The following is a 23,903-nucleotide window of genomic DNA, read 5'->3' on the forward strand; positions in this document are numbered from 1 at the left end:
GGCCCGATCGGCCTGGCCGCCGCCGCCCACCTCACCGAGCGCGGCCTGACCCCGCTGGTCCTCGAAGCGGGCCCGGCAGCCGCCAGCGCGGTGCGTGGGTGGGGCCACGTGCGGCTGTTCTCCACCTGGGCCGAACTCGTGGACCCCGCCGCGGAGAAGATCCTCGCGCCCACCGGCTGGACCCGCCCCGACGGCGCGACCTACCCGACCGGCGCGGACTGGGTCGAGCTGTACCTCCAGCCGCTCGCCGACGCCCTCGGCGACAAGGTCCGCTACAACACGACGGTGACCGGCGTCGCCCGCGCCGGCCGCGACCGCGTCGTGGACTCCGGCCGCGAGAACCAGCCCTTCACCGTCCACGTCACCCACGCGGACGGCCGCGAGGAGCGCATCACCGCCGCCGCCGTCATCGACGCCTCCGGCACCTGGGCCACCCCCAGCCCCCTCGGCGCCGACGGCCTGCCCGCACTCGGCGAGAAGACCCACGCCGCCCGCATCTCCTACCGCATCCCGGACTTGAAGGACCCCCAGGTCCGCGCCCGGTACGCGGGCAAGCGCACCGCGATCGTGGGCTCCGGCGCCTCCGCCTTCACCGCCCTAGCAACCCTCGCCGACCTCGCCAAGACGGAGAGCGGCACCCACGCGGTGTGGGTCCTGCGACGCGGCATCACCGGCTCCACCTTCGGCGGCGGCAGTGCCGACCAGCTCCCCGCCCGCGGCGCCCTCGGCCAGGCAGCCAAGGCCGCCGTCGAGAACGGCCACGCCAGCGCCCTCACCGGCTTCCGCACCACGGCCGTCGAGCAGACCGGTGACAAGCTTGCCATGGTCTCCGAGGACGGCCACCGCGCCGAAGACCTGGACGAGATCATCGTCCTCACCGGGCTGCGCCCCGACCTGTCCTTCCTCGGCGAACTGCGGCTCGGCCTGGACGAACGCCTCCAGGCCCCCACCGCCCTCGCCCCGCTGATCGACCCCAACCAGCACTCCTGCGGCACCGTCTACCCCCACGGCGCCGCTGAACTCTCCCACCCCGAACAGGGCGTCCACCTGGTCGGCATGAAGTCCTACGGCCGCGCCCCGACCTTCCTCGCCATGACCGGCTACGAGCAGGTCCGCTCCATCTCCGCCCACCTCGCCGGCGACCACGAGGCCGCTACCCGCGTCGAACTCACTCTCCCTGAGACCGGCGTCTGCGGCGGAGCCGGCCTCTTCGACCAGCCCGACGCGCAGCAGGACGCGGGCGGCGGCTGCTGCGCGGCCCCCGCCGCCGCGCCAGTCCCGGTGGCCATCAGCATCGGTGCCCCCGTCGAGGCTCCCGCTGGCGGCTGCTGCTGAACCAGACAGCCCGGGGTCCAACCTGCCTTCCGGCCGGTTGGACCCCGGGCTGCGTTCTACGACTTCGCGCCCTTACTCGTCAGCGGCGACAGCCGTTGCGCTGTCCTCCAGACGCTGGCGGATGCTGGCGTACTTCTCGGGCCTCCGCTCGGGCGAGGCGGCCAATGCGGCCTCCACCCAAGCGTCTATGCTCCTGCCCAGCTCCTCATCGTACGTGTCCACGCGATTACCCCCTGGCAACGCCCCAGGTCAGGACTACCTGTTTGTGTAAGTTCATTGGCACTAGGGACACGCTGCGAAGCATCGTTCTCGGTCGACTCCAGGACATCGTCCTGCGGCCGGATGGATGATGGTTTCCGCTACGGAGGCACCTCTCCGAAGCCTTAAGCCGCGAAGAGTTGGGAGCGCAGCCCTCGATGGCCCACGACGCCGCGTATCACTGGCCCCCGGAGCTGATGGCGTTGCTCACTGACACCATCCCCTTGCTCTGCCGCAGCAAGGACGACGTCGTCGACTTCCTACGCGGAGCGGGGACCAGCGAGGCGCTCCTCGGCCAATTCCGGCAGCAACTCGCAGTCGATCGCGGCGCAGTGAGCAAGTACAGGATCGCCCGCGAGGTGCTCCGGCAGCTGAACGAACAAGGCGACCAAGGGCTCGGAGTACGCCGTGCGCTGCTTCGCAGGGTCACCGAGTTCGAGGACTTCTCGACCTGTTGGCCCGACGACCAGCTCAAGGCCCGCGGTCTCGTCGGGCAGATACGCCAAGTCGTCGGCGTGAAGGACTCCTTCACCCGCATGCAGCAGGAGCGCGACCGGGAACACGAGGCTCGCCTGGCCGATCGCCGCGCCGCAGAGGAAGAGCGCAGGCGCCGAAGTGCCCTCTACTCGGACCTGAGAGCCCAACTGACCGCTCTCTTCCCTATGGAGGACCCCCACAAGCGTGGCCTGGAGTTGGAGAGCCTCCTCAACCGCTTCTTCGCCCTGGACGGGATCGGCGTCAGGGAGTCGTTCACTCTCCGGCTGGAAGACGGCGAAGCAGCCGAGCAGATCGACGGAGTCGTCGAACTAGACGGCCAGACCTACCTCGTAGAAGTGAAATGGTGGGCGAAGCCACTGGACATCAACCCGGTCAGCCGCCACATGACCAGGCTGATGACCCGCGCCGACGTCAGCGGCCTGATGATCTCAGCATCCGGCTACAGCGCCCCGGCTGTGGCGGAGTGCGAGCGCTTCCTCGCGCTCAAGGTCATGGTGCTCGGCGAGCTGCGTGAGCTGGTGCTGCTCCTGGAACGCGAGGAGAGCCTTGCCGACTGGCTGCGCCAGAAGACCCGCAACGCGAAACTCGACCGGCGCCCCCACACCCTCCTCGGCGTCGACTTCTAGGACCGCGAATGAACGGTGCTGTGAACCGCCAGTTCCTCGTACGCCAGCCCACCCCTTACGGCGGGTTCGGCTTCGCCAAGCTCGGTCTCGACTCCGGACGGGTGGAGCAGTTGCGTGCCGCTCCCCTGTATGACCTGACCGATCTGGACGCCGCCTACGAGCTCGTTCGAATCGCCAGGGCCGACCTGGAGGCGTTCGCCACATCCGGCGGGGAACTCCTCGACAGCGATGAGATCGTTCTACTTCTCAGAACGCTTTCCGCAGTCCTCCGCCGGCTCGGTGTGAGCTTCAGCTTGCCTTTCCATGACTTCAAGAGCTTCAGAAGCTACTGGAAGCAAGAGGGAATGACCGGAAGCCACGAGGCGCGGCGCGCATACGTCGCAAGCCTCGTCGGCCCGATTCTGGCTCAGCTCGACACCCACCATCCACACCTGGTGCCCGACCGCCCGAAGTCCCAACGCATCACCGATGTCACGCGCCGGCGCTTGCGCGAGCGCCTGCCGACCAACTGGTGGGGAACCCTTGACGAGGTGGAATTCCTCAAGCGCCTGTACGACCTCGACAACCTGCCGAGCGGCGATCCCAAGCACGCCTCCGCCACCCAGGACATCGGCCACCACTGCATCGCCGATCCGTACGACTGGGACGCGGGCTGGTTCTGGACCGACCCAAGGTTGGCCCTCGCGGACGGCGACGAGTATCTGCTCCGGTTCCTCGCCGAGATGCTGCACCCCGCAGTCCGCACCGACGCCAAGGAGGTCGAGCAACTCCAGGCACTCATCAACGGAATACTGATGCACGACGGATACGAACTCGCCGAAACCGACAGCATCAGCGGCGCACCCGTCTTCACGCCCCGTCCCATCGGCGCCAGCGTTCCCGGCACCATGAAGAACCTGTTCTTCGCCTCCAACGGGCCCAAGCCAGATTTCGTACTGGGCGACGCCATCAACAACGACGTCCTGGTCGTGAAGAACGGCGAGTTCTGCCTCCAGTACGACCGCCCCCTGCCGACTTCCGGCCTCACCTGGGGTGGCCTGATCGACTGGTGGCGAACACAGGTGCCCTTCCCCAAGGGCACAGCAGACGAGGCCGTCGGCAAATCCCTATACAGGCGGCTCTGGGCGTCACTGCACCACGACCCGAAGCAACCTGAAGCGATCACCCCCGAAAGGCTCCTCTTTCGGACCTACTGCTGGCATTATCCGATCAACGAGACAGGGGCCATCTACCCCGCTCTGCTCCCTCAGGTCTACTTGCACCTCGACCCTCGGACCCGCTCAGAGCGCGGGGGCAAGGACAGTGTTCTGGGCCGTGAGCGTATGGACTTCCTGCTCCTGCTCCCCGGAGCCGAGCGAATCGTCCTGGAGGTCGACGGCAAGCAGCATTATGCCGAGGGCAACGTTGCCTCTCCGCGCCTGTACTCGAAGATGGTCGCTGAGGACCGGGCCCTACGGCTCAAGGGATACCAGGTGTACCGATTCGGCGGCCACGAACTCGGACAAGCGACAGCTCCAACCATGCTTCGAGACTTCTTCGCCGCCATGGTCGAGCCACAAGGCCGCTGAGTGGAGCGATGCCACACCGCCACGATCAGTAGTCCAGCACCGCACCACACGGCGAGGAGCCGGCTCGACGTCGTGGTCTGCGCTCGGCGCTTCTCGCCGCCTCTCATAGTCATCACTGCCGCGTGTGCACTGGTTGTGAAATGATCTTCCTTTAGGCCCGCGTTTCCGCAGGTCAGAGGCATGTTCGATCAGAACTACGACCTGTAGGCACGCGCCCGGCGTACGGCCCCGGCCCGGTGCTCGCGGAGATCCCGCGGGTGCCGGGCCGGGGCCGTCGTGCGGCGGGTGGCCGTGGGGTCTCAGGGGCCGGGTGGGGCGGGGGCGTCGCCGAGGTTGTCGAGCAGGCCGTTGATGGCGATGAGGTAGCCGAGTTGGGCGCGGCTGTTGCTGCCGAGGCGCTCGGAGATCTTGCGGACGTGCTCGGCGACGCTGCGCCGGCTCATGCCGACCCGGCGGGCGACGCTCTCGTCGGTCTCGCCGGAGATGATGCCGTGCAGGATGGCGCGCTGGACGTCGGAGGTGATCGGTGCGCTGCGGCGCAGGGAGCCGTCGATGACGATGGCGCGGTCCCAGGCGTGCTCGAAGACCCGCACCAGGTAGCGGACGATCGCGGGCTGGCGGATCTCCAGCGCGGCGGTGCTCCGCTCGTCCTGGACCGGGATGAAGGCGACCTCGCGGTCCACCACCACCAGGCGGTCGAGCACCTCGGCGGTGGTCCGCACCTGGGCGCCCGCCTCGGTGATCCGCTCGATGTAGGCCATGGTGGGCGAGTCCGAGCGCACGGCGTGCTGGTAGAGCGTGCGCTGGACCACCCCCGCGCGGAGCCTGGGGATCTCGTGTTCCAGCGCGCGCTCCAGCAGTTCGTGCGGGCGGGCGCCGCCGGGCTGGGCGGTGAGCAGTTCGGCCCGGCAGGCGTCCACCGCCGCGCCGAGCACGTCGCTGATGGTCTCGGACCCCTGCAGCAGCGCGTACCCGGGTTTCTCGCGCCGCCTGGCGTCCGCGTAGACGCCCTCCAGCGCGGTGAAGACGGCGCGGGTGGAACGGGTGGCCTCCTCCAGCGCGGCGATCCTGCGCTCCATCGGCCGGATGACGAAGCCGGAGGCCGTGGACGGCGGCAGCACATGGGCGAGCTCCGGATTTTCCGGGCTTTCCGCCATCAGCCGCAGGGCGATCAGACAGTCGGGTGTGTCCGCGCGCGGAACGGCCTGCTCTGCCACGGCAGTTCGGTAAAACTGCAGCGCGGCTTCGCACAATCCAGCGCCACCCGAGTAATCCGGGTTGTCCGTATTCGGGCAGGCTTGGCCCTGGTTCATAAAAGTGCAGCGCATGATTGTGCATCATAGGTCGGCCTCATGAAGAAGCTCGGGGGGGCCTCACAACAGTGCAGCGCGCATTCGTGCAGGCCAATCCGCTGGCCACCCGGGGCCGGTTCTCGACAGGATGGGCACATCGGGGAAAACGACTCCCCGGCTGACTCGAAAGTACGGGGGCCGCTATGCCGAAGTCCACTGTTCACCGTTTCGCCGCAGCGATCGCGGCGGCCGTCTGCGCCCTGGCCGTGATCGGCTTCGCCGCCGGCGGTCCGGGGCACAGCGGGCGTCCGGGCACCGCGGTCACGGTGGCCGACTCGCAGTGGGGCAGCGCGCCCGCCCGTCCGTAAGCCCACCTCGCCACTCCACGAGGAGGCGCCGTGAGAATCGCGGTGGTGGGCAGCGGGGGGCTCGGTGGATACCTCGGCGGCCGCCTCGCGGCGGCCGGGCGGGACGTGCACTTCGTCGCGCGCGGTGCGCACCTGGAGGCCCTGCGCCGGCACGGACTCACCGTGCAGAGCCCGACCGAGGGCTTCTCCGTACGGGCGGTGCGCGCCACCGCCGACGCCCGGGAGATCGGCCGGGTCGACTACGTCCTCCTCGGTGTCAGGACGTGGCAGGTGGCCTCGGCCTTAGCCGGGTCGGGGCCGCTGATCGGACCCGGCACGGCGGTGCTGACCTTGCAGAACGGCGTGCGGACGCCCGAGGAGGTCGCGGCGGTCTTCGGCCGTGACGCGGTGCTGCCCGGCGTCGCGAAGGTCATCGCGTACCTCGACAGCCCGGGCCGGATCCACCACGTCGGTTCGGCCGGGACGCTGACCTTCGGCGAGTGGGACAACCGCGTCACCGAGCGGGTGGAGCGGCTGCGCGACGCCCTGGGCGACGCCGGGCTGAACCCGGTGGTCGCCGAGGACGTCTGGGCGGACCTCTGGACGAAGTTCCTGCTCGTCGCACCGCCGGGCGGGCTGGGCGCGGTGGCCGACGCACCGGTCGGCGCGCTGCGCTCGCACCCGGGCACCCGGGGGCTGCTCGTCGACGCCATGACCGAGGTCCACCGCGTCGCCGAGGCACTGGGAGTCCGCCTGCCGGCGGACGTCGTGGGCACCACCGTGGCGCTGCTGGACCGCCAGCCCCCGGCCGGCATCTCCTCGCTGCACCGCGACATCCGGTCGGGCAAGCCCTCCGAGCTCGAGGCCTGGATCGGGGCCGTGGTCCACCTCGGCGCGAGGACGGCCACCGCGACCCCGGTCCACCGGTTCCTGTACGAGGTGCTGAGTCTGCGCGCGGCCCAGACCGCGCTGACCACCGAATGGCCGTAACCGAGGTACATCGTGCCCAATCTGAAATTTGTCAACGCCGAAGAGAGTGTGGATTTCGAGGGCCACGTCGACCTGAAGGAGATGGGGGATTACATCACCTTCGGTTGCCGGTCCGGGAAATGCGGGATCTGTGCGGTTCGAGTGGTGAGCGGCGGCGACAACCTGTCGCCCCGAACTCCCAATGAGGAGCGCCTCTTCGAGCTGCTCGAAATGGACGATCCGGCGGTGCGGCTCGCCTGCCAGAGCCGGGCCCACGGCGACGCCGTCCTCTTCGAAATCAACTAGCAGTCACTACCCCCTGGAGGGATCCGTCATGGAGAACACGAACCGTCTGACCGACACCGCCCTGCTGCGCCGCAAGCCCTTCCTGTCCGGTGAGGACAGCAAGCGCGTGAAGCAGGAGATCGACACCTTCCTGGACGGGAAGATCGAGGAGTGGAACGCCACCGTCCCGTACGCGCGCCACCTGGAGGGCAGCGACGTCAACCTGGCGTACTACAAGCAGACGCTGGTCGAGCACGCGTGGCGCATCCGGCTGATGCGCACCGCGCAGGCCAACGCCCTGCACAAGATCACCCGCATCAACGCCGAGGCCGCCCAGCTCTACGCGGCCTACCAGGACGAGGAGATGCTGCACGACACGCTCTTCGTGAAGGACGCCGAGAAGGTCGGCATCTCGGCGGAGGAGATCTTCGCCACCGAGCCGAACTTCAACACCCGCCTGCTGGCCGGCTACCTCTACTTCGTCGCGGAGCACGAGAAGCCGCTCGGCGTGATCTGCTACAGCTACCTGGTCGAGTACACCACCCAGAAGATCACCCCGAAGCAGATCAAGGCGATGTCCGAGTCCCTCGGCAAGGACATGATCGTCGGTCAGGCCTCGCACCTGAACACCGACCTGGTCGAGGACCACACCCAGGACATGTGGGACATCCTCAGCCTCTTCATCGAGAGCGAGCAGGACATCGTCGACATCAAGCGCTACCTGGCCGAGATCCAGGAGCTGCTGAAGATGTTCTTCGTCGACCTGTACGAGCGCTTCGGCGACGAAGCGGCCAAGGCCGCCTGAACCGGACCGTTCCGGACCACTCGGTAACCCTGCCCGGCCGCCCGCTGCACCGCGGGCGGCCGGGCGGTCGAGAAGAGGATTCGTTCACGTGGCTGAGAAAACTGGATTCCTGATCCTCTCGCACCAATTGATGTCGATGGTTCCGCCGCTGGCGGCCGCGCTCAAGCGCCGCGGGATCAGGGCGTACGTGCTGTCATCGAGCCCGACCCGCGAGGTGGAGGCGGCCTGGCAGGACGAGGTCGAGCTGGTGCGGATCACCGACGCCCCCGCCCTGCGCAGCGCCGACGTCGACCGGTTCCTGGCGGAGCTCTCGGCGGACGGCGTACGGCTGCTCGGCTGCCTGACCGTCTGGGACGCCTACCGGGTGCTGATGGCCTACGCGAACCGGCGGCTCGGCACCCCCGACCTGTCGGAGGAGACCGTCCGGGGAGTGCGCGACAAGCTGGCGATGCGCACCTTCCTGCGCGTCCAGGGGCTGTCGGAGGTGGCCGCCTGGCCCCTCACCGAGGCGCGCTTCGAGGCGCTGGAGGACAAGTCGCGCTACTTCGTCAAGCCGCGCGAGGGGCTGGCCTCCATGGGCGCCTTCCGCGCCGACCGGCTCACCGACGTCGCCGAACTCGACGGCCTCTGGCAGCAGGCCTGCGCGGACCGCGCCTACGCCGGCGTCTTCGAGGGCGAACCCTCGTTCATCGTCGAGGAGTTCATCGACGGCGTCGAGTGCAGCTTCGAGACCAGCGTCACCGGCGACGCGGTGACCGTGCACGCCGTGCACGAGAAGGTCGACCTGCGCCAGGCCGGCCGGACGACGCTGGAGAACGCCTGCGTCTGCCCGCCGCGCTCCCTCGACCCGGCCGAGGTGCGCCTCGGCGTCGAGCACGTCGAGCGCTGCCTGCGGGCCCTCGGCGTGGACACCGGCGTCCACCACGTGGAGGCCAGGTTCCAGCGCGGCCGCGGCTGGGAGATCGTCGAGGTCAACCCGCGGATCGGCGGGGCGTACATCGTGGCCAGCACCCTGCGGCACCGCGGCGTCGACGTCCTGGAGCTCTGGATCGACCAGCTGCTCGGACGGCCCGTCGAGCCGACGGCGAGCGAGGAACGCAGCACGTTCTTCCGGGTCTTCTACGGCGAGCCGGGCCGGCGGGTGGCGCGGGTGGCCCGCGGGGCCGTACCGGTCGACCTGGTCGAGGACAAGCTGTTCGTGCGGGAGGGCGAGCGACTGCCGGAAGTGGACCGGGAGATCTTCGTCGGCCAAGCGCTGTGGGACGTCACCTCGCTGAGCCCGGACGCCCTCGACGCGTTCCTCCGCGAGAGCGAGTCGCACCTCAGAATCGAGTACAGCGCGTGAACATCGTCATCCTGCACCGGATCCCCTTCCGGAAGATCCGCTACGACCTGGCGGTCGACCACCGGCAGCACACCGTCCGCTACCTCAGCGCCGCCGACGGCCTCGACGAGCTGCCCGCCGACGCGGAGCGCCGCCTGCTCGGCGTCCCGACCGACGACATCCAGGCGATGATCGAGCGCCACGGCGACTGGCTCGCCGACGCGGACCGGCTGATCGCCCGCTCCGAGTACGACCTGCTGCCGGCCGCCCTGCTGCGGGAGAAGTTCGGCATCCCCGGCGACCTGCCGGGCGCGGTGCTCCCGGTCCGCGACAAGTGGCTGATGCGCACCCTCGCCGAACGGGCCGGAATCCCGCAGCCCGCGTTCCGGAGCGTCGAGGCCTTCCGCGCCGACCCGCCGCGCGAGGGCACCTACCTGATCAAGCCCCGGCTGGAGGCCTCCAGCACCGGCATCGAACTGGGCCCGGCCGACGTCGTCCTCGAACGGCTCGACGCCTGCCCGGACCCGGACGCGGTCTTCGTCGAGGAGTTCGTCCCGGGCGAGATCTGGCACCTCGACGGCTGCCTGCGCGACGGGGAGCTCGTGGCCCTGGTCAGCAGCGTCTACGTGGGCGACTGCCTCGCCTACGCGCACGGCAGCCCGCTCGGCTCCGCCCAGACCTCCGACCACCCGGAGGCCGTCGACCTGCTGCGCCGCACCCTGGCCGCCCTCGGGCAGCGCCACGGCTGCTTCCACTTCGAGGCCATCCGCGAGCCGGACGGCCGCTTCCGCTTCCTGGAGACCGCCAGCAGGATCGGCGGGGCCGGGGTCGCCGAGACCTTCGAACTCCGCACCGGCGTCGACCTGTACCAGGCCGACCTGCGCTACCAGCTCTGGGGCGACACCGGGCCGGTCGAGCCGCGACCGGCGCAGGACCACTACGGCTGGTTCGTCTTCCCCGGGCACCACCGGACGGAGCGGGCGGCCGTCGACTTCGACCCGCAGCGGTTCGGGACGCGACTGCGCTCCTACGTCCGCAACACCCGCCCCGCCGCGCACGCGGGCCGGATCAGCTACGCCACCGCGGCGACGCCGCTGTCCGGAGTGGTCCAGGGCAGCGCACCCGAGGTGCGCCGCACCCTCGGTGAGATCCTCACCCAGCCGGCCGGGGCGCCCTCCGGGCCGGCAGTCATGGAGCAGCGATGAGCAACCCGTGCTTCGTGGTGACGGGGTACAACAACACCCGCATCTACGACATCGCCAAACTGCGCGACCTCTGCCACAGCGCCTACCGGGCACGGCTCGTGCTGGTCACCGAGCAGGCGAAGCCGCAGGACCACGACGCCGCCGACGTGGTGCTGGTCGCCCCGCTCGGCGCCGTCGAGTCGGCCGAAGCCGTCCGGCCGGTCGCCGCGGAACTGGGCCGGCGCGGCCTGCGGCCGATCGGCGTCCTGCCCTTCTCCGACCGCGGCGTCCCGCTGGGCGCCTGGCTGGCCCGGCACTTCGCGCTGCCCGGCGCCGAACCCCACGAGGCCGAGGCCGGCCTGGACAAGCGGCACTACCGCGGGCTCGAAGCCGCCGCCGCGACGCACCCGGACGGCTTCCGGCCGCTGCTGAGCCTGCCCGCCCGTACCCTCGGCGAGTTCGAGGCGGCGGTCGCCCGGCTCGGCGGCACGGCGTTCGCCAAGCCGGCGAACGAGGGCAACAGCCGTGGCTGCCAGGTGGTTCCGGACCTCGCCCGGTGCCCGGAGATCTGGGCCGGACTCGCGCCGTACCACGACTCGGGCGTGATGGTCGAGACGCTGGTGCGCGACGCCCGCGAGTACAGCTGGGACTTCGTCGGCGGCACCCGCTGGCTCACCGAGAAGACCACCACCCAGGACCGCTTCCGCGCGGAGGTCCAGCAGATCGTGCCGGCCCCGCTGGAACCGGACCGGGCCGCCGACCTGGACCGGGCGGGCGAGCACGTACGGCAGTTGGTCTCGCCGGGCAACGGCGCCTTCCACAACGAGCTGTTCCTGCGTGAGGAGGGCGTCTCGGCGGTGGAGACCAACATGCGCCCCGGCGGGATGCACATCTGGGACCTCGCCCGGCTGTCCTTCGAGGACTTCGACCCCTGGCGGGCGTGGCTGCACTGGGCGGTGACCGGCGAGTTCCGGCCCGCCCGGCCGGAGCCGCGCGCGTTCAGCGGGATCCGCATGCTGCGCGCCCCCGGCGACGGCGTGCTGGCCGCGCTGCCCGACGTCCGGGCGCTCGCCGACTCGCTCGACATCCCGCTCCACCGGGCGGCCTTCGCCGTCTCGCCCGCGGACCGGGTGAGCGCCGACGTCACCGACAACGCGGGCTTCGTCGGCCACATCGTCCTGACCGCGGACGACGCAAAGACCCTGGTGGACCGGCTCGACGGGCTCGCCTCCGCGATCGAGGCACGGATCGCGCTCCAGGACCGGTGACCGCCGCCAGGAGCGGCGACCGCCGTCAGGACCGGTGACCGCAGGACCGGTGACCGCCGTTCCGAGGGCGGGTCCGACCACCATCCGGTGACGCACCGTCGGGGGCGCACCGCAACCGTCCCCGAGGAGGCGGAATGTACAACCGGCGCATCTGGGTCTTCCTGGGCTCGCGCGTCTTCTCCACGCTGGGCGACCAGTTGCTGCAGTTCGCGGTGCCGCTCATCGTCTACGACGCCACCGGCAGCGTGACGATGTCCGGGCTGGCCTTCCTGATCGAATGGCTGCCCCGGCTGACCTCGCTCCCCCTGGCCGGACTGCTGGCCGACCGGGTCGGCGGCCGCCGGCTCTACACCACCGCCGACGTCCTGCGCGCCGCGGCCTGCCTGCTCACCGCCCTGGCGCTGGGCCAGTGGCCCGGCGAGACCTTCAAGCTGACCGCCGCCCTGATGGCGCTGTGCGCCTTCTGCTACGCCCAGGCGTTCATCGCGCTGGAGTCGACCGTGCCGCAGCTGGTGCCGAAGGAGGACCTGGCCAAGGCCCAGAGCCTGCTCCAGATGATCAACAGCGGTTCCGGGGTGCTCGGGCCGGCGGCGGGCGGGGCACTGCTCATCTGGATCCGGCCGGCCGACCTGCTCTGGGCGGCCGCCCTGGTCTTCGCCGTCAGTTCGTGCGGGGTGCTCTCGTTGCGCGGGCTCGGCGAGTCGGCCCCGGCCACGGCCGGGGCGACCGGCGCGGAACGGCGCAATGTGCTGCACGACCTGCGGGTCGGCGTGCGCAGCCTGCGGGCCGAGCCGGTCCTGCTCTCCCTGGTCGGGCTGACGATGACGGTCAACCTGATGGTCGGCATCTCCACCGCGACCGGTGCGGCCCTGACCGTCGGGCACTTCGGGCAGAGCGACAGCGTCTTCGCCTCGCTCCAGATGACGGTCGGGGTGCTCTCGCTGGCCACCCTGTTCCTGATGCCGTGGCTGCTGCGCCGGGTCTCGGTCTACCGGATCGGCATCGTCTCGTTCGCGGCGATCGCCGTCGGCGGCACGCTGGTCGCCGTGGCCCCGCTCTTCCCGCTCTACGTGCTCGGCTACGGCCTGTGCATCGGCATGTGCGGGCTCTTCAACGTCTTCATCCGGATCGAACGGCTGCACTGGATCAAGGAGGCCGAACGCGGCCGGGTGATCAGCCTCATCGTGCTGCTCAACCAGAGCACCATGCCGCTCTCCGGGCTGCTGGTCGCGGTGGTCGGCGGCTGGCTGCCGGTGCAGGCGCTCTTCTTCGCGGTCGCGGCGCTGGCCGCCGTCGCGTACCTGCTGCTGTTCCGCCCCCTGCAGGGGCGGGCCGTCACCGCCCGCCCGGCCGAGGCCGCCGTCGCGGCCTGAAGTCCCGTCCGTCCCCGGGGTCCCCGGGACCCGGACCCGCAACCGAGGAAGACCGATGAGTAGCCAGGATTTCCACCCGCTCACCGTCCAGGACATCGGCAGGCCGGTCGAGGACGCGGTCACCGTCAGCTTCGCCGTCCCCGCCGCCCTCCGCGAGGAGTTCCGGTACCAGCCGGGCCAGTACGTCATGGTCCGGCGCACCGACGCGGACGGCGAGGAGGTCTGCCGCTCCTACTCGATCTGCCAGGCCCCGCCGGCCGACGACCACGCCCCGGCCTCGCTGCGGATCGCGGTCAAACTGCTCGGCCCCGGCGGCTTCGCCGAGTTCGCCCACGCCCGACTGCGCCCGGGTGACACCGTCGACGTCCTGCCGCCGGCCGGCCGGTTCCGGCTGCGGCCCGGCCGGCGGCACCTCGCGGTCGCCGCGGGCTCCGGCATCACCCCGGTGCTCGCGATGGCCGAGGCCGCGCTGCGGCGCGGCGACGAGTTCGCCCTGATCCTCGGCAACCGCACCTCGGAGAGCGTGCTGTTCGCCGACGAGCTGGCCGAGCTCGGGCGCCGCCACGCCGAGCGGTTCACCGTGCTGCACGTGCTCTCCCGCGAGTCCGGGCCCGATCCGCTGCGCACCGGGCGGATCGTCCCCGAGAAGCTGCCGGCCCTGATCGAGGCGGCGGGCTGCGCCACCGCGGACCCGGAGCTGCAGTACTACCTGTGCGGCCCCGCGGGCCTGGTCGCCGCCGTCGGGTCGTTCCTCGCGGACGCCGGGGTCGAACGGCGTCGGGTCCACTGCGAGCGCTTCGTGGTGGCGGCCCTCGCGGGGCTGTGACGCACCCCGTGGCACCGGGCCACGCCGTTCGCGGCCCGGCGTCACGGGGTGTCCGGGGCTACCGGGTGTCCGGGGTGCCGGGTGTCCGGGGTGCCGGGTGCCCGGACACCCGGGTGCCCGGGTGCCCGGGTGCCCGGGCTACGGGGTGTCCGGGGTGAGGGCGAGGACGGCGAGGTCGTCGGCGAGCAGCCCCGCGTAGCGGTGGACGTCCTGGGCGAGGAAGGAGACCAGCCGGTCGGGTGCGGTGGTCCCGAGGGCGGCGAGGCGCGGGGCCAGCGGGTAGAAGGTGCCGGTGGCGTCCCGGGCCTCGCTGACGCCGTCGGTGTACAGCAGCACGGTGTGGCCCGCGGGCAGGGCGACGGCGATCGGCTTTCCGCGCTCCTCGGCGGGGCCGAGGTGGCCGAGGCCCAGCGGGAGCTCGTCGGCGCAGGGCACCGGGGAGATCGCGCCGCCGCCGAGCAGCAGCGGGGTGGTGTGGCCGCGGTTGACGATCTCCACGCAGTCGGAGCCCGGGCGGTACTGCAGCAGGACGGCCGTCGCGAACAGCTCGTCGTCACCCCGGTCGGCGGCGTCGCGCAGGACCGCGCGGTCCAGCTGGTCGGCGAGTTCGACCAGCCCCGGGGTGTCGTGCGCGGCCGCCCGGAACGCGCCGAGCACGTCGGCGACCGTACGGACCGCACCGAGGCCCTTGCCGCGGACGTCGCCGAGCAGCACCCGGACGCCGAAGCGGGTGTCGCAGACCTCGTACAGGTCCCCGCCGACCAGCACGTCGGCCTGCGCCGAGCGGTAGAGGCCGGCCACCCGCAGTCCGCCCGCCCGCTCCGGGACCGGCCGCAGCACGGTGCGCTGCAGGGTCTCGGCGACCGTGCGGGCCTGCAGCAGGTTGCGGTTCTGCCGGGTGCGCTGCCAGGACAGCGCGGTGCCCATCACCCCGGAGAGCAGGGTGGCGATGTAGACCCAGACGTGGTGCTGCTCGTCGAGGTGGCCCGCGCGCAGGGCCAGGACGAGCTGGAGCGCCAAGGAGCCGCCGGTGGCGGTGGCGGTGAGCGCCGGGCCGTAGCTGAACGCGGCCACCACGGGCAGCGCGGTCAGCAGGAAGCCGGCCGCGACGGCGTCCGGGACGACGGCCTCGGCGAGCAGGTCCAGGGCCAGCAGGACGACCGGGAGCCAGGGGACCCAGCGCGGCACCCGTGGCTCCAGCGCGGCCGGGCGCGACGGGCGGGGTGCGGTGGGCACGGCGGGACCTCCTGGCTGGCGGCCGTTCCGGGTGTTACAGCCCTGAATGACCGGTTTCGTCCCTCCATGCTCTCCTACGAACGGCCCAGCCACGAACGGCCGAACGTCCCGTCCTGCGGAGCCGGACGGGTCGCGGGCGCGTCCCGCGGTCCCCGTCCGGTCGGCGGACGGTCACCGGCCGGGGTCAGCGGACCGTCACAGGCCGGGGTCGCCGGCCGGGGTCAGCGGACGGTCACCGGCAGGGTCTCGTAGCCGCGCAGCACCAGGCGGTCCCGCCGGGTGGCGACGCCGCCCGGGGCGAGCCTCGGGAAGCGGTCGAGCAGGGCGGGCACCGCGAGCTCCGCCTCCAGCCGGGCCAGCCGGGAGCCCAGGCAGAAGTGCTGGCCGCCGCCGAAGCTGAGCGGCTGGCTGTCGGTGCGGGTCGGGTCGAACACGTCCGGCCGCTCGTACCGGGCCGGGTCCCGGTTGGCCGCGCCGATCAGCAGCGTCAGCTCGCTGCCGGGCGGAACGGGCAGCCCGCCGACGGCCAGGCCGTCCTCCAGCGCGACCCGCCCGGTGGCCTGTACCGGGGAGTCGAAGCGCAGCACCTCGTCGGTGAAGCCGGCCGGGGTGATCGCGCCGTTGCGCAGCCCGGCGGCCGCGTCGGGGTGGCGGAACAGCAGGGCGAGGCCGTTGCCGAGCAGGTTGGTGGTGGTCTCGAAGCCGGCCACCAGCAGCAGCACCAGGTTGGCCAGCAGCTCCTCGGCGGTCAGCCGCCCGCTGTCCTCGGCGGCGATCCGGGCGAGGTCGCCGACCAGGTCGTCCTGCGGGCGGGCCAGCCGCTCGGCGGCCAGGTCGGCGAAGTACCGGGACAGCTCGTCCGCGGCCCGGTCGGCCTCGGCGAGCTCGTCGAGGTCCGCGCTGATCTCCAGGACCACGGTCAGGTCGGAGGCGAGCTCACGGAAGCGGTAGCGGTCCCGCTCGGGGACGCCGAGCAGCTCGCAGATCACCCCGACCGGCAGGCGGAAGGCGAAGGCGTCCATGAAGTCCACCGGTGAGCCGTCGGCGCCCCGCTCGGCCATCTCGTCCAGCAGTCGGTCCACCGCCTTGCGCACCGCCGGGCGCAGTGCGGCGACCCGGCGGGCGTTGAACACCGAGGCGATCAGCGAGCGGACCCGGGGCTGGTCGGGGGCGTTGCGCTGGAGGATCGAGCGGCCGAACAGCGCGAGCGAGGAGTGCGCGAGGGAGTCCGGGGTCAGGCCCGCCATCATCTCGGCGGTGGCGACCCCGAAGGCCGGCGTGCGCAGCACCTTGTCGACCGCCTGGTAACCGCTCACCACGAACAGCCCGTCCCCGGCCGGGGCCACCGCTCCCAGTTCGTGCGCCTCGGCGTACAGCGGGTACGGATCGGCCCTGACCGCCGTGGTCATCAGAGACTCGATGATCGCCGTGCCGTCGATCCGGCTCATGCGGTTCTCCCCTCCCGAGAGCACGCTTCCCGGCTCGTGAACCACCGGTGGGCGCGGCGGAGTTCCCGTACCGCCGGGTTCCCCGACGGGCGGTTCCCCGACGGGCGGTTCCCCGCGGCCGGCTCCCGGGGCGGGCGGGGCCGGCTCGGTAGGCTGGCCGGCATGGAGATCTGGATCAACCCGCGCTGCAGCAAGTGCCGGACCGCCCTCGGTGAGCTGGACGACGCCGGGGTCGAGTACACCGTGCGGCGCTACCTGGAGGAGCCGCCGACCGCGGACGAGCTGGAGCAGGTGCTGGAGCGCCTGGGCCTGGAGCCCTGGGACATCACCCGCACCGACGAGCAGGCCGCGAAGGACCTCGGGATGAAGGACTGGCCCCGGGAGGCGGGCGAGCGGGCCCGCTGGATCGCGGCGATGGCCGAGCACCCGATCCTGATCCAGCGCCCGATCATCACCGCGGACGACGGTCACGCCGTCGTGGCCCGCACCCCCGAGGCGCTCAAGTCCGTTCTGCCGTAGGGCTCGTGACGTGATCCCCGGCCCGCCGCCCGGCTGGTCAGTGGAGCTGGATCCGCTCCACCGGCCGGCCCGGGTGCCAGTTGTGGACGACCAGGTGCTCGCCCTCGACGGCGGTGTGCACCACCTGCTCCAGATCCAGCCGGAAGGCGTGGAACGGGGTGGGCGGCGGCTCGGGAAGGTCGGCGGCGAACGCGGCGAGTTCGGTCTCGTCGGTGATCTCCACGGCCCGGCCGGAGACCTTGGAGTCCCCGCCGGCCAGGGTCTCGTCCCCCGGGTGCGCGTGCAGGGCGAAGCGAGGGTCCCGCTGGAGGTCGCGCGCCTTCACCGCGCCGTACATCGACCCGAGCCACAGGTCGGCGCCGACGAAGTCGACCTCCGTCCCGCTCACCCGGGGCGAGCCGTCCTTGCGCAGCGTCGCCAGGACGTGGTGCTTCGCCGCCTCGAACCGGGCCCGCACCAGGGGTGCCAGATCCGGAGCCTGCTGCTCGAAATCCTGCCAGGTAGCCATGGCGCCAGTCTGGCACCGGGCACCGACAGCCGCCCTTCCCCGGTACGGACCGGCGCGGTACCGGCCGGGCCGTTGTCACAGGCCGGTGCCAGACTGGCGGGGTGACCACCACGACCACGTACATCGCGTTCCTGCGGGCCATCAACGTCGGCGGCCGCACGGTGACGATGGAGCGGCTGCGGGCGCTCTTCGCCGAGCTGGGGCTGGGGAACGTCCGCTCGTACATCCAGAGCGGCAACGTCTTCTTCACCACCGAGGGCCGGGCCGACGGGCCGGAGCGCGCCGCGCTGACCAGGCGGATCGAGGAGCACCTGGAGCAGGCGCTCGGCTACCCCGTGCCGGTGATGCTGCGGACGGTCGACGAGGTGGCCGAGCTGCTCGCCGCCGAGCCGTTCCGGGGCGTCGAGGTCACACCGGACGTCCGGCTCGTCGTCGCCTTCCTCTCCGAGCCGCTGCCCGCCGGGCTGGCCCTTCCGTACCGCTCGCCCAAGGGCGACGTCGAGGTGCTCGGCGCCGATCCGGGGGCCGCGTACGCGGTGGTCCACCTGAAGGACGGGAAGTGGGTCACCAAGGACCTGTTCGGCAAGGCCTACCGGGGCTCGGTCACCTCCCGGTTCCTGCACACCACGGAGAAGATCCTGGCCGCCGCGCGCAAGGCCTGACGACCCGTACGGCCTGCGGGAACCGCGGGTCGGCGGCGCGGAACCGAGTCGCCGGCGGCGCGGAACCGCGTGCCCGGGCGGCGCGTCTGGACTCCCGTGACGTACGAACGAAGCGCCCGCTCCCGGCGTGATCTGGACAGCCCCGGTCGGCCGCGCCGACAATTCGGCCATGACGCCTCCTGAGTACCCCACCGGCCGGGTCCGGCCCTCCGACGCCGAACGGGACCAGGCGCTCGGGGTACTGAAGGACGGCGCCGGCAGCGGGCGGCTCTCGCACGACACCTTCCTCGGCCGGATGGACATCGTCCTGCAGGCCACCAGCCGGAGCGAGTTGGACGCGGCGGTGGCCGGGCTGCCGACCGGCGGGCCGGTCGAGCGCTTCGTGCTGCGCACGGTCGGCCGGGTTTCCGGCTTCGGCGACCGGATCAACCGGGCCTGGCGGACCGAGCGGCTGCCGGGCCTGAGCCTGCCGCAGGCCGGCGCCGCGCTGCTGACCATCGGCCGGATCCCCGGCTCGGGGCTGCGGCTGCACGACGCCTCGGTCTCCCGGCACCACGCCGAACTGCGGCACGAGGACGGCGGCTGGGTGCTGTACGACCTGGGTTCCACCAACGGCACCCACGTCAACGGGCGCCGGATCGCGGGCGGTGTGCGGGTTCGACCGGGCGACCTGGTGCGGTTCGGCAACCTGGAGTTCCGGCTGGCCGCGGCCTGAGGCGCCGACCGTAACCGCCCCCGGGGTCAGTGCGGGAACTGCCGGGGTGGCCGCTGCCGGGGCAGCTCGTCCTGGAACCGCGCGATGACACTGGCGAGTTGACGCATCACCACGGTGTCTTCCAGCCGGTCCAGGTAGCGGTTCTCGGCGGCCAGCGCCTCGACCGTGACGCCGAAGTACATCGCCATCAGCGGATTGACGAACAGCTTGCTGCCGCTGGTCCGCTCGGTGAACTCGACGTCGCCGAACTCGCCGCGCAGCGCCGCCGCCACCGAGCCGTTGACGATGCTGGGGTGGTCCGGGAAGGCGGCCCGGGCGTGCTCGACGGCGTCCAGGTAGAGCACCGCCTCCCGGCTGTCGCGCGGGATGGAGAACGCGCCGAGGTAGCCGCCGGCCCGGTCCAGGGCGGCGAGGTTCTCCAGCACCAGCGAGTGGTTGACGCCGTGGTGGGCGTCGACGCCGAACCCCAGGCAGGCGACCAGCCGTTCGGGCACCTCGCGGAGCCCGGCCACCGCCGCCAGGCTGGCCATGTCCTCCTCGGGGGTGCCGAGTCCCATCTCGTCGCCGCGCATCAGGATGTCGGTGCCGCCGTCCACCAGCAGGATCGCGTCGACGCCGAGCCGGGCGACCAGCGCGCGGTAGGCCTCGCGCAGCGGTTGCACGCCCACGGTCGGGAACGCCCAGACGGTGTCCGGCATCCCGTGCAGGTGCAGCCAGCGCGCCAGGGTGCGCTCCGGGAAGTAGCCCTCGGGGGCCGGGGTGTCCGGTCGGACCATGGCCACGTCGGGTTCCGCCCAGACCTCCGTCGGCAGGCCGTAGAGGTGGGTGAAGGAGAGGTTGGCCAGGTGCACCTCCTTGCCCGCGGCGCGCAGGGCGAGGGCGATCGGCAGCCCGGCGTACACGTCGAAACCGCCTCCGGCACCGGCGATCAGGACGCGTTCGGCGGCCAGCAGCCGGGTGATCAACGGAGGTTGCAGCAGAGAGGTCACCGGCGGACGGTAGCACCGCGCGGCCGGGACTCCCCGGGCGGCCGGGATCCGGCCGGGATCGGCCGGGATCGGCCGGGCGATCGACCCCGAGAGCGATGGGCCCGATCCCCCAGGGGGCGGGAGGAGTTGACCGGAAGACCGATGGCCGCCAGTCGCCCGCCTATGCCGTCAGCACGTGCCACGCGCGTAGATCGACGGCCCGCGAAAAGGCCCGGCGGTCAGTCGGCGATGGTCCCCAGGGCCCCGCCGAAGCCCTCGGCGCCGCCTCCGGCCGGCCCGTCCCCGAGACCGTCCAGTCCGCCGACCGGACCGTCCTCCGCGCCGAGGCCCGGCCCCCACAGCGGCGCCGTGCAGCGCTGGTAGGTCGCCTGCCAGTGCGGCCAGTTGCGGGCCACGTCGTCGTCGCACTCGGCCAGCAGCCGCTCCACCGCGGCCGGCTCGACGCCGTCCAGCAGCCAGGCGAGCGCGTCCGCCGTGCCCGGTCCGTCCGCCACCCGCAGCAGGTCCAGCAGCTCGCCCAGGCCGCCGAGCCGGGAGCCGTCGGCGACCACCCGCTCCATCCGGGGCAGCAACTGGCGCTCCTCGATCCGCAGGTGGGTCTCCAGCCGGGCCGCCAGGTCCTCCATCGCGTACGCGACCGGCCAGGCGCTGCCGGTGTCCCGGCTGGCGATCCGCACCAGCGTGGTGACCCGGGTGAACGAGTGGTCGAGGTTGTGGTGGTCGGCCTCCAGCCAGTTGAGCAGCAGCCGCAGCTCGGGCGCGAAGCGGCGCACGATCGGCCAGATCCGGGTGTCCTGCTGCTCGTGGTGGCAGGTGAGCATGGCGGTGATGAAGTTCCAGTGCCGCAGCAGCGCCTCGCCCTTGTGCTCCTCCTCGGGCTGGAGCAGGCGCAGCGCGTTCGGCAGCCGGGCGAGGTCCCGGCGGAGCGCGGCGTGCACCAGCCGCAGCCCGGCGAACCGCACGGTGGCCGGGTCGTCGTCCGCGGACCGCCCGTACGCGTCCGCGCCCCGGGGGTCGGCGCCGGGCTGCCCCTGCGCGGGCACGGCGGGGGCGGGCTGGGGCAGCAGGTGGATGGGCATGGCACTCTCTTCACGGCTTGGGGCAGGACGGGTGGTGGCGGCCGGTGAGGACCACCCCAGCCAAGGTGCCCGCAGTCGATCAGAAGCGAATCAATGTCCGATTGACGCGCAGGTCAGGGCGTTTACCGGGGGTGGACGAGGCCCCCGACAGACCGCGACCCCCTGACCGCTCGGGCGGTCAGGGGGTCGCGGGGAGGAGCCGTCGGCACCCGGGGCGTGGGCCGGCTCAGTCGGCCGGTCCGGCCAGGTTCTTGGTCAGCCACTCCAGGGTGTCCGGGATCATCTTCTTGAAGTCCGAGGTCAGGTGCTTGCCGCCGGGCTGCTCGTAGTACGTGATGCCCACCGGGGGGACGGCCTTGGCCACCCAGGACTTGACCACCTTGGTCTCGTACGGGTTGGCCCCGCCCGCGGTGACCAGCATCTTCACGTCGGCCTTGCCCTGGGCGACCAGCACGTCGGGGTTGTTGGCCGCGCGCTCGGCGTCGTGGCCCTTCCACAGCAGCGAGTCCGGGATGAAGTAGCCGTCGATCGGCACCGCGGCCTTGTAGACCTCGGGGTGCTGCAGGGCGAGCTTGGCGCTGCAGAAGCCGCCGGTGGAGGCGCCCATCACGCCCCAGCCGTCGCGGCCCGCCACCGTGCGGAAGTTGGCGCGGACGAAGTCCGGGATGTCCTCGGCCATCCAGGTGCCCATCTTGGGCTGGCCCGGGATGTCGGAGCAGTCCAGCGCGTTCTTCTCGTCGCCGTTGAAGTTCTGCACCGGCATGATCATGATGAACGGGTGGGACTTGCCCTCCTTGACCAGCCGCTCGTTCTCCTCCTGGATCGGCAGCTGGTTGTCGGTCCAGGTGTTGTAGCCGTTGCTCTGGCCGCCCGCGAAGAGGGTGAGCACCGGGAAGCCGGTCTTGGCGAACTTGGGGTCGTTGTACTCGGGCGGCAGCCAGACCCAGACCTTGCCGGAGACGCCGGACTTCGCGCCGGTCACGGTGGCCAGGAAGATCGGTCCGGCGGCGGTGTCCCGCGCCTTCGCCAGGTTGGCGGCCGGGCCGGTCGGCATCAGCACCTTGCCGCTGCCGGCGGTGGGCGACGCGGCGCCCGGGGTGCCCGAGGCGGTACCGGTGGCGGTCGGGGTGCCCGAGGTGCTCCCGGCCGCGGCCGGGGTGGCGTCCGCCTTGTCGCTGCTCTTCCCACCACCGGAACTCCCGCAGGCCGCCAGCGTGGCGGCCAGGGCGAGGACGGCGGCGCCGGACAGGACGGCACGGGAACGGGACGACTGCCTAAGCACGGTGAGGACTCTCCGACCGATGTCGCGCCCGGTCCGTCTGACCGGGCGGCGGCCCCCCGGTGGGGCCGGACAGACCCGGAGGCGCGGCGCAGGTGCGGCCCCCGGAATGGTGGCGCGCCGTCCCTCGCGGGGGCGCGCCTTCCTGCGATCTTATGACGTGGGCCGGGGCGGGCCGGTTGCGCGTCGGCCACCGGGAATCCAATGTTTGTTCGCGATCGGGTAAAGCCCTCGACCACGCCCGTCGGACGACGGGGGCCGGACGGCGGGGGTCACAGCCGCGAGCCCCTCCGGACGTCGGATTTTGGGTGCTTTCGACCAGTGACGACGGCCTCCGGATCCGGAACGATCTCTCCCGGGACCGGCCGCGGCCCCGGCTGTGACCATCGGCACTGACCGGGACACCGCCACCGACCGGGACACCGCCACCGAGGAGAGTGCCATGCCCCAGCAGATCGCCGTCGTCACCGGAGCCGGGAGCGGCGTCGGCCGGGCCGTCGCGGTCGAGCTGGCCGCGGCCGGCTGGCTGCCCGTGCTGGCCGGCCGCCGGGCCGAGCCGCTGCACGAGACCGCCCGGCTCTGCGGCGCCCCGGCCGAGGTGCTGCCCACCGACGTCACCGACCCGTCCGCCGTGGACGCGCTGTTCGCCGCGGCCGCCGAGCACCACGGCCGGGTGGACCTGCTGTTCAACAACGCCGGCAGCTTCGGCCCGGCCGTCCCGGTGGAGGAGCTGGAGGTCGAGGCCTGGCGGGCGGTGGTCGACCTCAACCTGACCGGCGCCTTCCTGTGCGCCCGGGCGGCGTTCCGGCAGATGAAGGCCCAGGACCCGCAGGGCGGCCGGATCATCAACAACGGTTCGATCTCGGCCCACGTCCCGCGCCCGCACTCGATCGCCTACACCGCGACCAAGCACGCGGTCACCGGCCTGACCAAGTCGCTGTCCCTGGACGGCCGCCCGTACCGGATCGCCTGCGGGCAGATCGACATCGGCAACGCGGCGACCGACATGACGGCGGCGATGGGCGCGGGCGTCCGCCAGGCGGACGGCCGGATCGCCCCCGAGCCGACCATGGACGTGGCCGACGTCGCGCGCACCGTCCGGCACATGGCCGCGCTGCCGCTGGAGGCGAATGTGCAGTTCGCCACCGTGATGGCGACGGCCATGCCGTACATCGGGCGCGGCTGACACCGGGGCCGGAGCCCCGGGAACGCGCTCGACGCCCTCAACGCCCTCAACGCCCTCACGGCGCGCATCCCCTCGCGGTCACGGCGCGCTCACTCGTCGTGCGAGTGCCGGTAGCGCAGCACCCCGCCGTCCTCGTCCAGCCGGTAGACGCTGGTGGTCGGCCAGTACTCGCCGCGCTCGGCGGCCGGGAGTTCGGCCCGGAGCACCATCCGCAGGGCGGGCGGCGGGGCGGTGGCGTTGACGCGCTTGCGGTGGCCGTCCCAGCGGCCGCCGCGGAGTTCGACGTCCAGGACGAGGGGGGTGGTGCTCATGCCGCGATGGTGC

Annotated in this window: 24 protein-coding genes; 16 read left to right on the top strand and 8 right to left on the bottom strand. The window is 72.1% G+C overall.

The window, feature by feature from the left end; genetic code table 11:
* From ACIRD3_RS30385 to ACIRD3_RS30395, 3 genes are all read left to right on the top strand, one after another.
* Window positions 1-1,335 (top strand): NAD(P)-binding domain-containing protein (locus tag ACIRD3_RS30385; RefSeq protein ID WP_402223024.1); only part of this gene is annotated, 1,335 nt, incomplete at its 5' end.
* A 416-nt stretch (window positions 1,336-1,751) separates the two neighbouring features.
* Entirely contained in the window at window positions 1,752-2,717 is a 966-nt protein-coding gene (locus ACIRD3_RS30390; RefSeq protein WP_402223026.1) for a restriction endonuclease, read from the top strand.
* An 8-nt stretch (window positions 2,718-2,725) separates the two neighbouring features.
* Window positions 2,726-4,285: a hypothetical protein gene (locus ACIRD3_RS30395; RefSeq protein WP_402223028.1), complete on the top strand. Its 1,560-nt coding sequence runs from the start codon at window positions 2,726-2,728 to the stop codon at window positions 4,283-4,285.
* A 299-nt stretch (window positions 4,286-4,584) separates the two neighbouring features.
* Here the strand turns inward: ACIRD3_RS30395 and ACIRD3_RS30400 are convergent, their stop codons facing one another.
* Window positions 4,585-5,502 carry a LuxR C-terminal-related transcriptional regulator gene (locus tag ACIRD3_RS30400; RefSeq protein ID WP_402223030.1) on the bottom strand — a complete coding sequence of 306 codons (918 nt, stop codon included), beginning with the start codon at window positions 5,500-5,502 and terminating at the stop codon, window positions 4,585-4,587.
* Between the two features lie 278 nt (window positions 5,503-5,780).
* Between ACIRD3_RS30400 and ACIRD3_RS30405 the strand changes: the two genes are divergently transcribed.
* The 9 genes from ACIRD3_RS30405 to ACIRD3_RS30445 all read left to right on the top strand — a co-directional run bounded on the left by ACIRD3_RS30405 (window position 5,781) and on the right by ACIRD3_RS30445 (window position 13,958).
* A complete protein-coding gene (locus ACIRD3_RS30405; protein ID WP_402223032.1) occupies window positions 5,781-5,945 on the top strand; it encodes a hypothetical protein in 165 nt (54 codons plus the stop codon).
* Between the two features lie 30 nt (window positions 5,946-5,975).
* Window positions 5,976-6,914: a 2-dehydropantoate 2-reductase gene (locus ACIRD3_RS30410; protein WP_402223034.1), complete on the top strand. Its 939-nt coding sequence runs from the start codon at window positions 5,976-5,978 to the stop codon at window positions 6,912-6,914.
* Window positions 6,915-6,926: 12 nt separating this feature from the next.
* Window positions 6,927-7,199: a 2Fe-2S iron-sulfur cluster-binding protein gene (locus ACIRD3_RS30415; protein WP_402223036.1), complete on the top strand. Its 273-nt coding sequence runs from the start codon at window positions 6,927-6,929 to the stop codon at window positions 7,197-7,199.
* A gap of 28 nt (window positions 7,200-7,227) precedes the next feature.
* The gene (locus ACIRD3_RS30420) at window positions 7,228-7,983 is read left to right on the top strand and encodes an iron-containing redox enzyme family protein (protein ID WP_402223038.1); all 756 of its coding nucleotides are present in this window, start codon (window positions 7,228-7,230) and stop codon (window positions 7,981-7,983) included.
* Window positions 7,984-8,071: 88 nt separating this feature from the next.
* Window positions 8,072-9,328: an acetyl-CoA carboxylase biotin carboxylase subunit family protein gene (locus ACIRD3_RS30425; protein WP_402223040.1), complete on the top strand. Its 1,257-nt coding sequence runs from the start codon at window positions 8,072-8,074 to the stop codon at window positions 9,326-9,328.
* Window positions 9,325-10,512 (top strand): acetyl-CoA carboxylase biotin carboxylase subunit family protein, encoded by a 1,188-nt coding sequence (locus ACIRD3_RS30430; protein WP_402223042.1) that lies wholly within the window; start codon window positions 9,325-9,327, stop codon window positions 10,510-10,512. Before ACIRD3_RS30425 ends, ACIRD3_RS30430 begins: the two co-directional genes overlap by 4 nt.
* On the top strand, window positions 10,509-11,759 hold the full coding sequence (locus ACIRD3_RS30435; RefSeq protein WP_402223044.1) for a hypothetical protein: 1,251 nt from the start codon (window positions 10,509-10,511) through the stop codon (window positions 11,757-11,759). The genes ACIRD3_RS30430 and ACIRD3_RS30435 overlap by 4 nt, the downstream gene beginning before the upstream one ends.
* Before the next feature lie 134 nt (window positions 11,760-11,893).
* Window positions 11,894-13,132, top strand: a complete 1,239-nt coding sequence (locus ACIRD3_RS30440) for an MFS transporter (RefSeq protein ID WP_402223046.1) — start codon at window positions 11,894-11,896, stop codon at window positions 13,130-13,132.
* A 55-nt stretch (window positions 13,133-13,187) separates the two neighbouring features.
* Entirely contained in the window at window positions 13,188-13,958 is a 771-nt protein-coding gene (locus ACIRD3_RS30445) for an FAD-binding oxidoreductase (RefSeq protein ID WP_402223048.1), read from the top strand.
* Window positions 13,959-14,096: 138 nt separating this feature from the next.
* On the opposite strand, the gene ACIRD3_RS30450 is transcribed toward ACIRD3_RS30445, so the two are convergent.
* A complete protein-coding gene (locus tag ACIRD3_RS30450) occupies window positions 14,097-15,194 on the bottom strand; it encodes a PP2C family protein-serine/threonine phosphatase (RefSeq protein ID WP_402223049.1) in 1,098 nt (365 codons plus the stop codon).
* A gap of 221 nt (window positions 15,195-15,415) precedes the next feature.
* Complete coding sequence (locus ACIRD3_RS30455) at window positions 15,416-16,642, bottom strand: cytochrome P450 (protein WP_402223051.1); 1,227 nt, start codon at window positions 16,640-16,642, stop codon at window positions 15,416-15,418.
* Between the two features lie 162 nt (window positions 16,643-16,804).
* Here ACIRD3_RS30455 and ACIRD3_RS30460 point away from each other — a divergent pair, with 162 nt between their 5' ends.
* The gene (locus tag ACIRD3_RS30460; RefSeq protein WP_402223053.1) at window positions 16,805-17,161 is read left to right on the top strand and encodes an arsenate reductase family protein; all 357 of its coding nucleotides are present in this window, start codon (window positions 16,805-16,807) and stop codon (window positions 17,159-17,161) included.
* Between the two features lie 37 nt (window positions 17,162-17,198).
* Here ACIRD3_RS30460 and ACIRD3_RS30465 read toward each other — a convergent pair whose 3' ends face one another.
* A complete protein-coding gene (locus tag ACIRD3_RS30465) occupies window positions 17,199-17,669 on the bottom strand; it encodes a pyridoxamine 5'-phosphate oxidase family protein (protein WP_402223055.1) in 471 nt (156 codons plus the stop codon).
* A 101-nt stretch (window positions 17,670-17,770) separates the two neighbouring features.
* Here ACIRD3_RS30465 and ACIRD3_RS30470 point away from each other — a divergent pair, with 101 nt between their 5' ends.
* The gene (locus ACIRD3_RS30470; protein ID WP_402223057.1) at window positions 17,771-18,331 is read left to right on the top strand and encodes a DUF1697 domain-containing protein; all 561 of its coding nucleotides are present in this window, start codon (window positions 17,771-17,773) and stop codon (window positions 18,329-18,331) included.
* A 169-nt stretch (window positions 18,332-18,500) separates the two neighbouring features.
* Window positions 18,501-19,046, top strand: a complete 546-nt coding sequence (locus ACIRD3_RS30475; protein WP_402223059.1) for an FHA domain-containing protein — start codon at window positions 18,501-18,503, stop codon at window positions 19,044-19,046.
* Window positions 19,047-19,072: 26 nt separating this feature from the next.
* Here the strand turns inward: ACIRD3_RS30475 and ACIRD3_RS30480 are convergent, their stop codons facing one another.
* The 3 genes from ACIRD3_RS30480 to ACIRD3_RS30490 all read right to left on the bottom strand — a co-directional run bounded on the left by ACIRD3_RS30480 (window position 19,073) and on the right by ACIRD3_RS30490 (window position 22,396).
* The gene (locus tag ACIRD3_RS30480; RefSeq protein WP_402223061.1) at window positions 19,073-20,035 is read right to left on the bottom strand and encodes a DUF1152 domain-containing protein; all 963 of its coding nucleotides are present in this window, start codon (window positions 20,033-20,035) and stop codon (window positions 19,073-19,075) included.
* A gap of 218 nt (window positions 20,036-20,253) precedes the next feature.
* A complete protein-coding gene (locus ACIRD3_RS30485) occupies window positions 20,254-21,114 on the bottom strand; it encodes a hemerythrin domain-containing protein (RefSeq protein ID WP_402223063.1) in 861 nt (286 codons plus the stop codon).
* Between the two features lie 226 nt (window positions 21,115-21,340).
* Window positions 21,341-22,396 carry an alpha/beta hydrolase gene (locus ACIRD3_RS30490; RefSeq protein WP_402223065.1) on the bottom strand — a complete coding sequence of 352 codons (1,056 nt, stop codon included), beginning with the start codon at window positions 22,394-22,396 and terminating at the stop codon, window positions 21,341-21,343.
* A 439-nt stretch (window positions 22,397-22,835) separates the two neighbouring features.
* On the opposite strand from ACIRD3_RS30490, the gene ACIRD3_RS30495 reads away from it, so the two are divergent.
* Window positions 22,836-23,579 carry an SDR family oxidoreductase gene (locus ACIRD3_RS30495; RefSeq protein WP_402223067.1) on the top strand — a complete coding sequence of 248 codons (744 nt, stop codon included), beginning with the start codon at window positions 22,836-22,838 and terminating at the stop codon, window positions 23,577-23,579.
* An 89-nt stretch (window positions 23,580-23,668) separates the two neighbouring features.
* Here the strand turns inward: ACIRD3_RS30495 and ACIRD3_RS30500 are convergent, their stop codons facing one another.
* Entirely contained in the window at window positions 23,669-23,890 is a 222-nt protein-coding gene (locus ACIRD3_RS30500; protein WP_402223069.1) for a hypothetical protein, read from the bottom strand.
* Between the last annotated feature and the right edge of the window lie 13 nt (window positions 23,891-23,903).

This window comes from Kitasatospora sp. NPDC093550 (genome assembly GCF_044764985.1).
Classification (GTDB): Bacteria; Actinomycetota; Actinomycetes; order Streptomycetales; family Streptomycetaceae; genus Kitasatospora.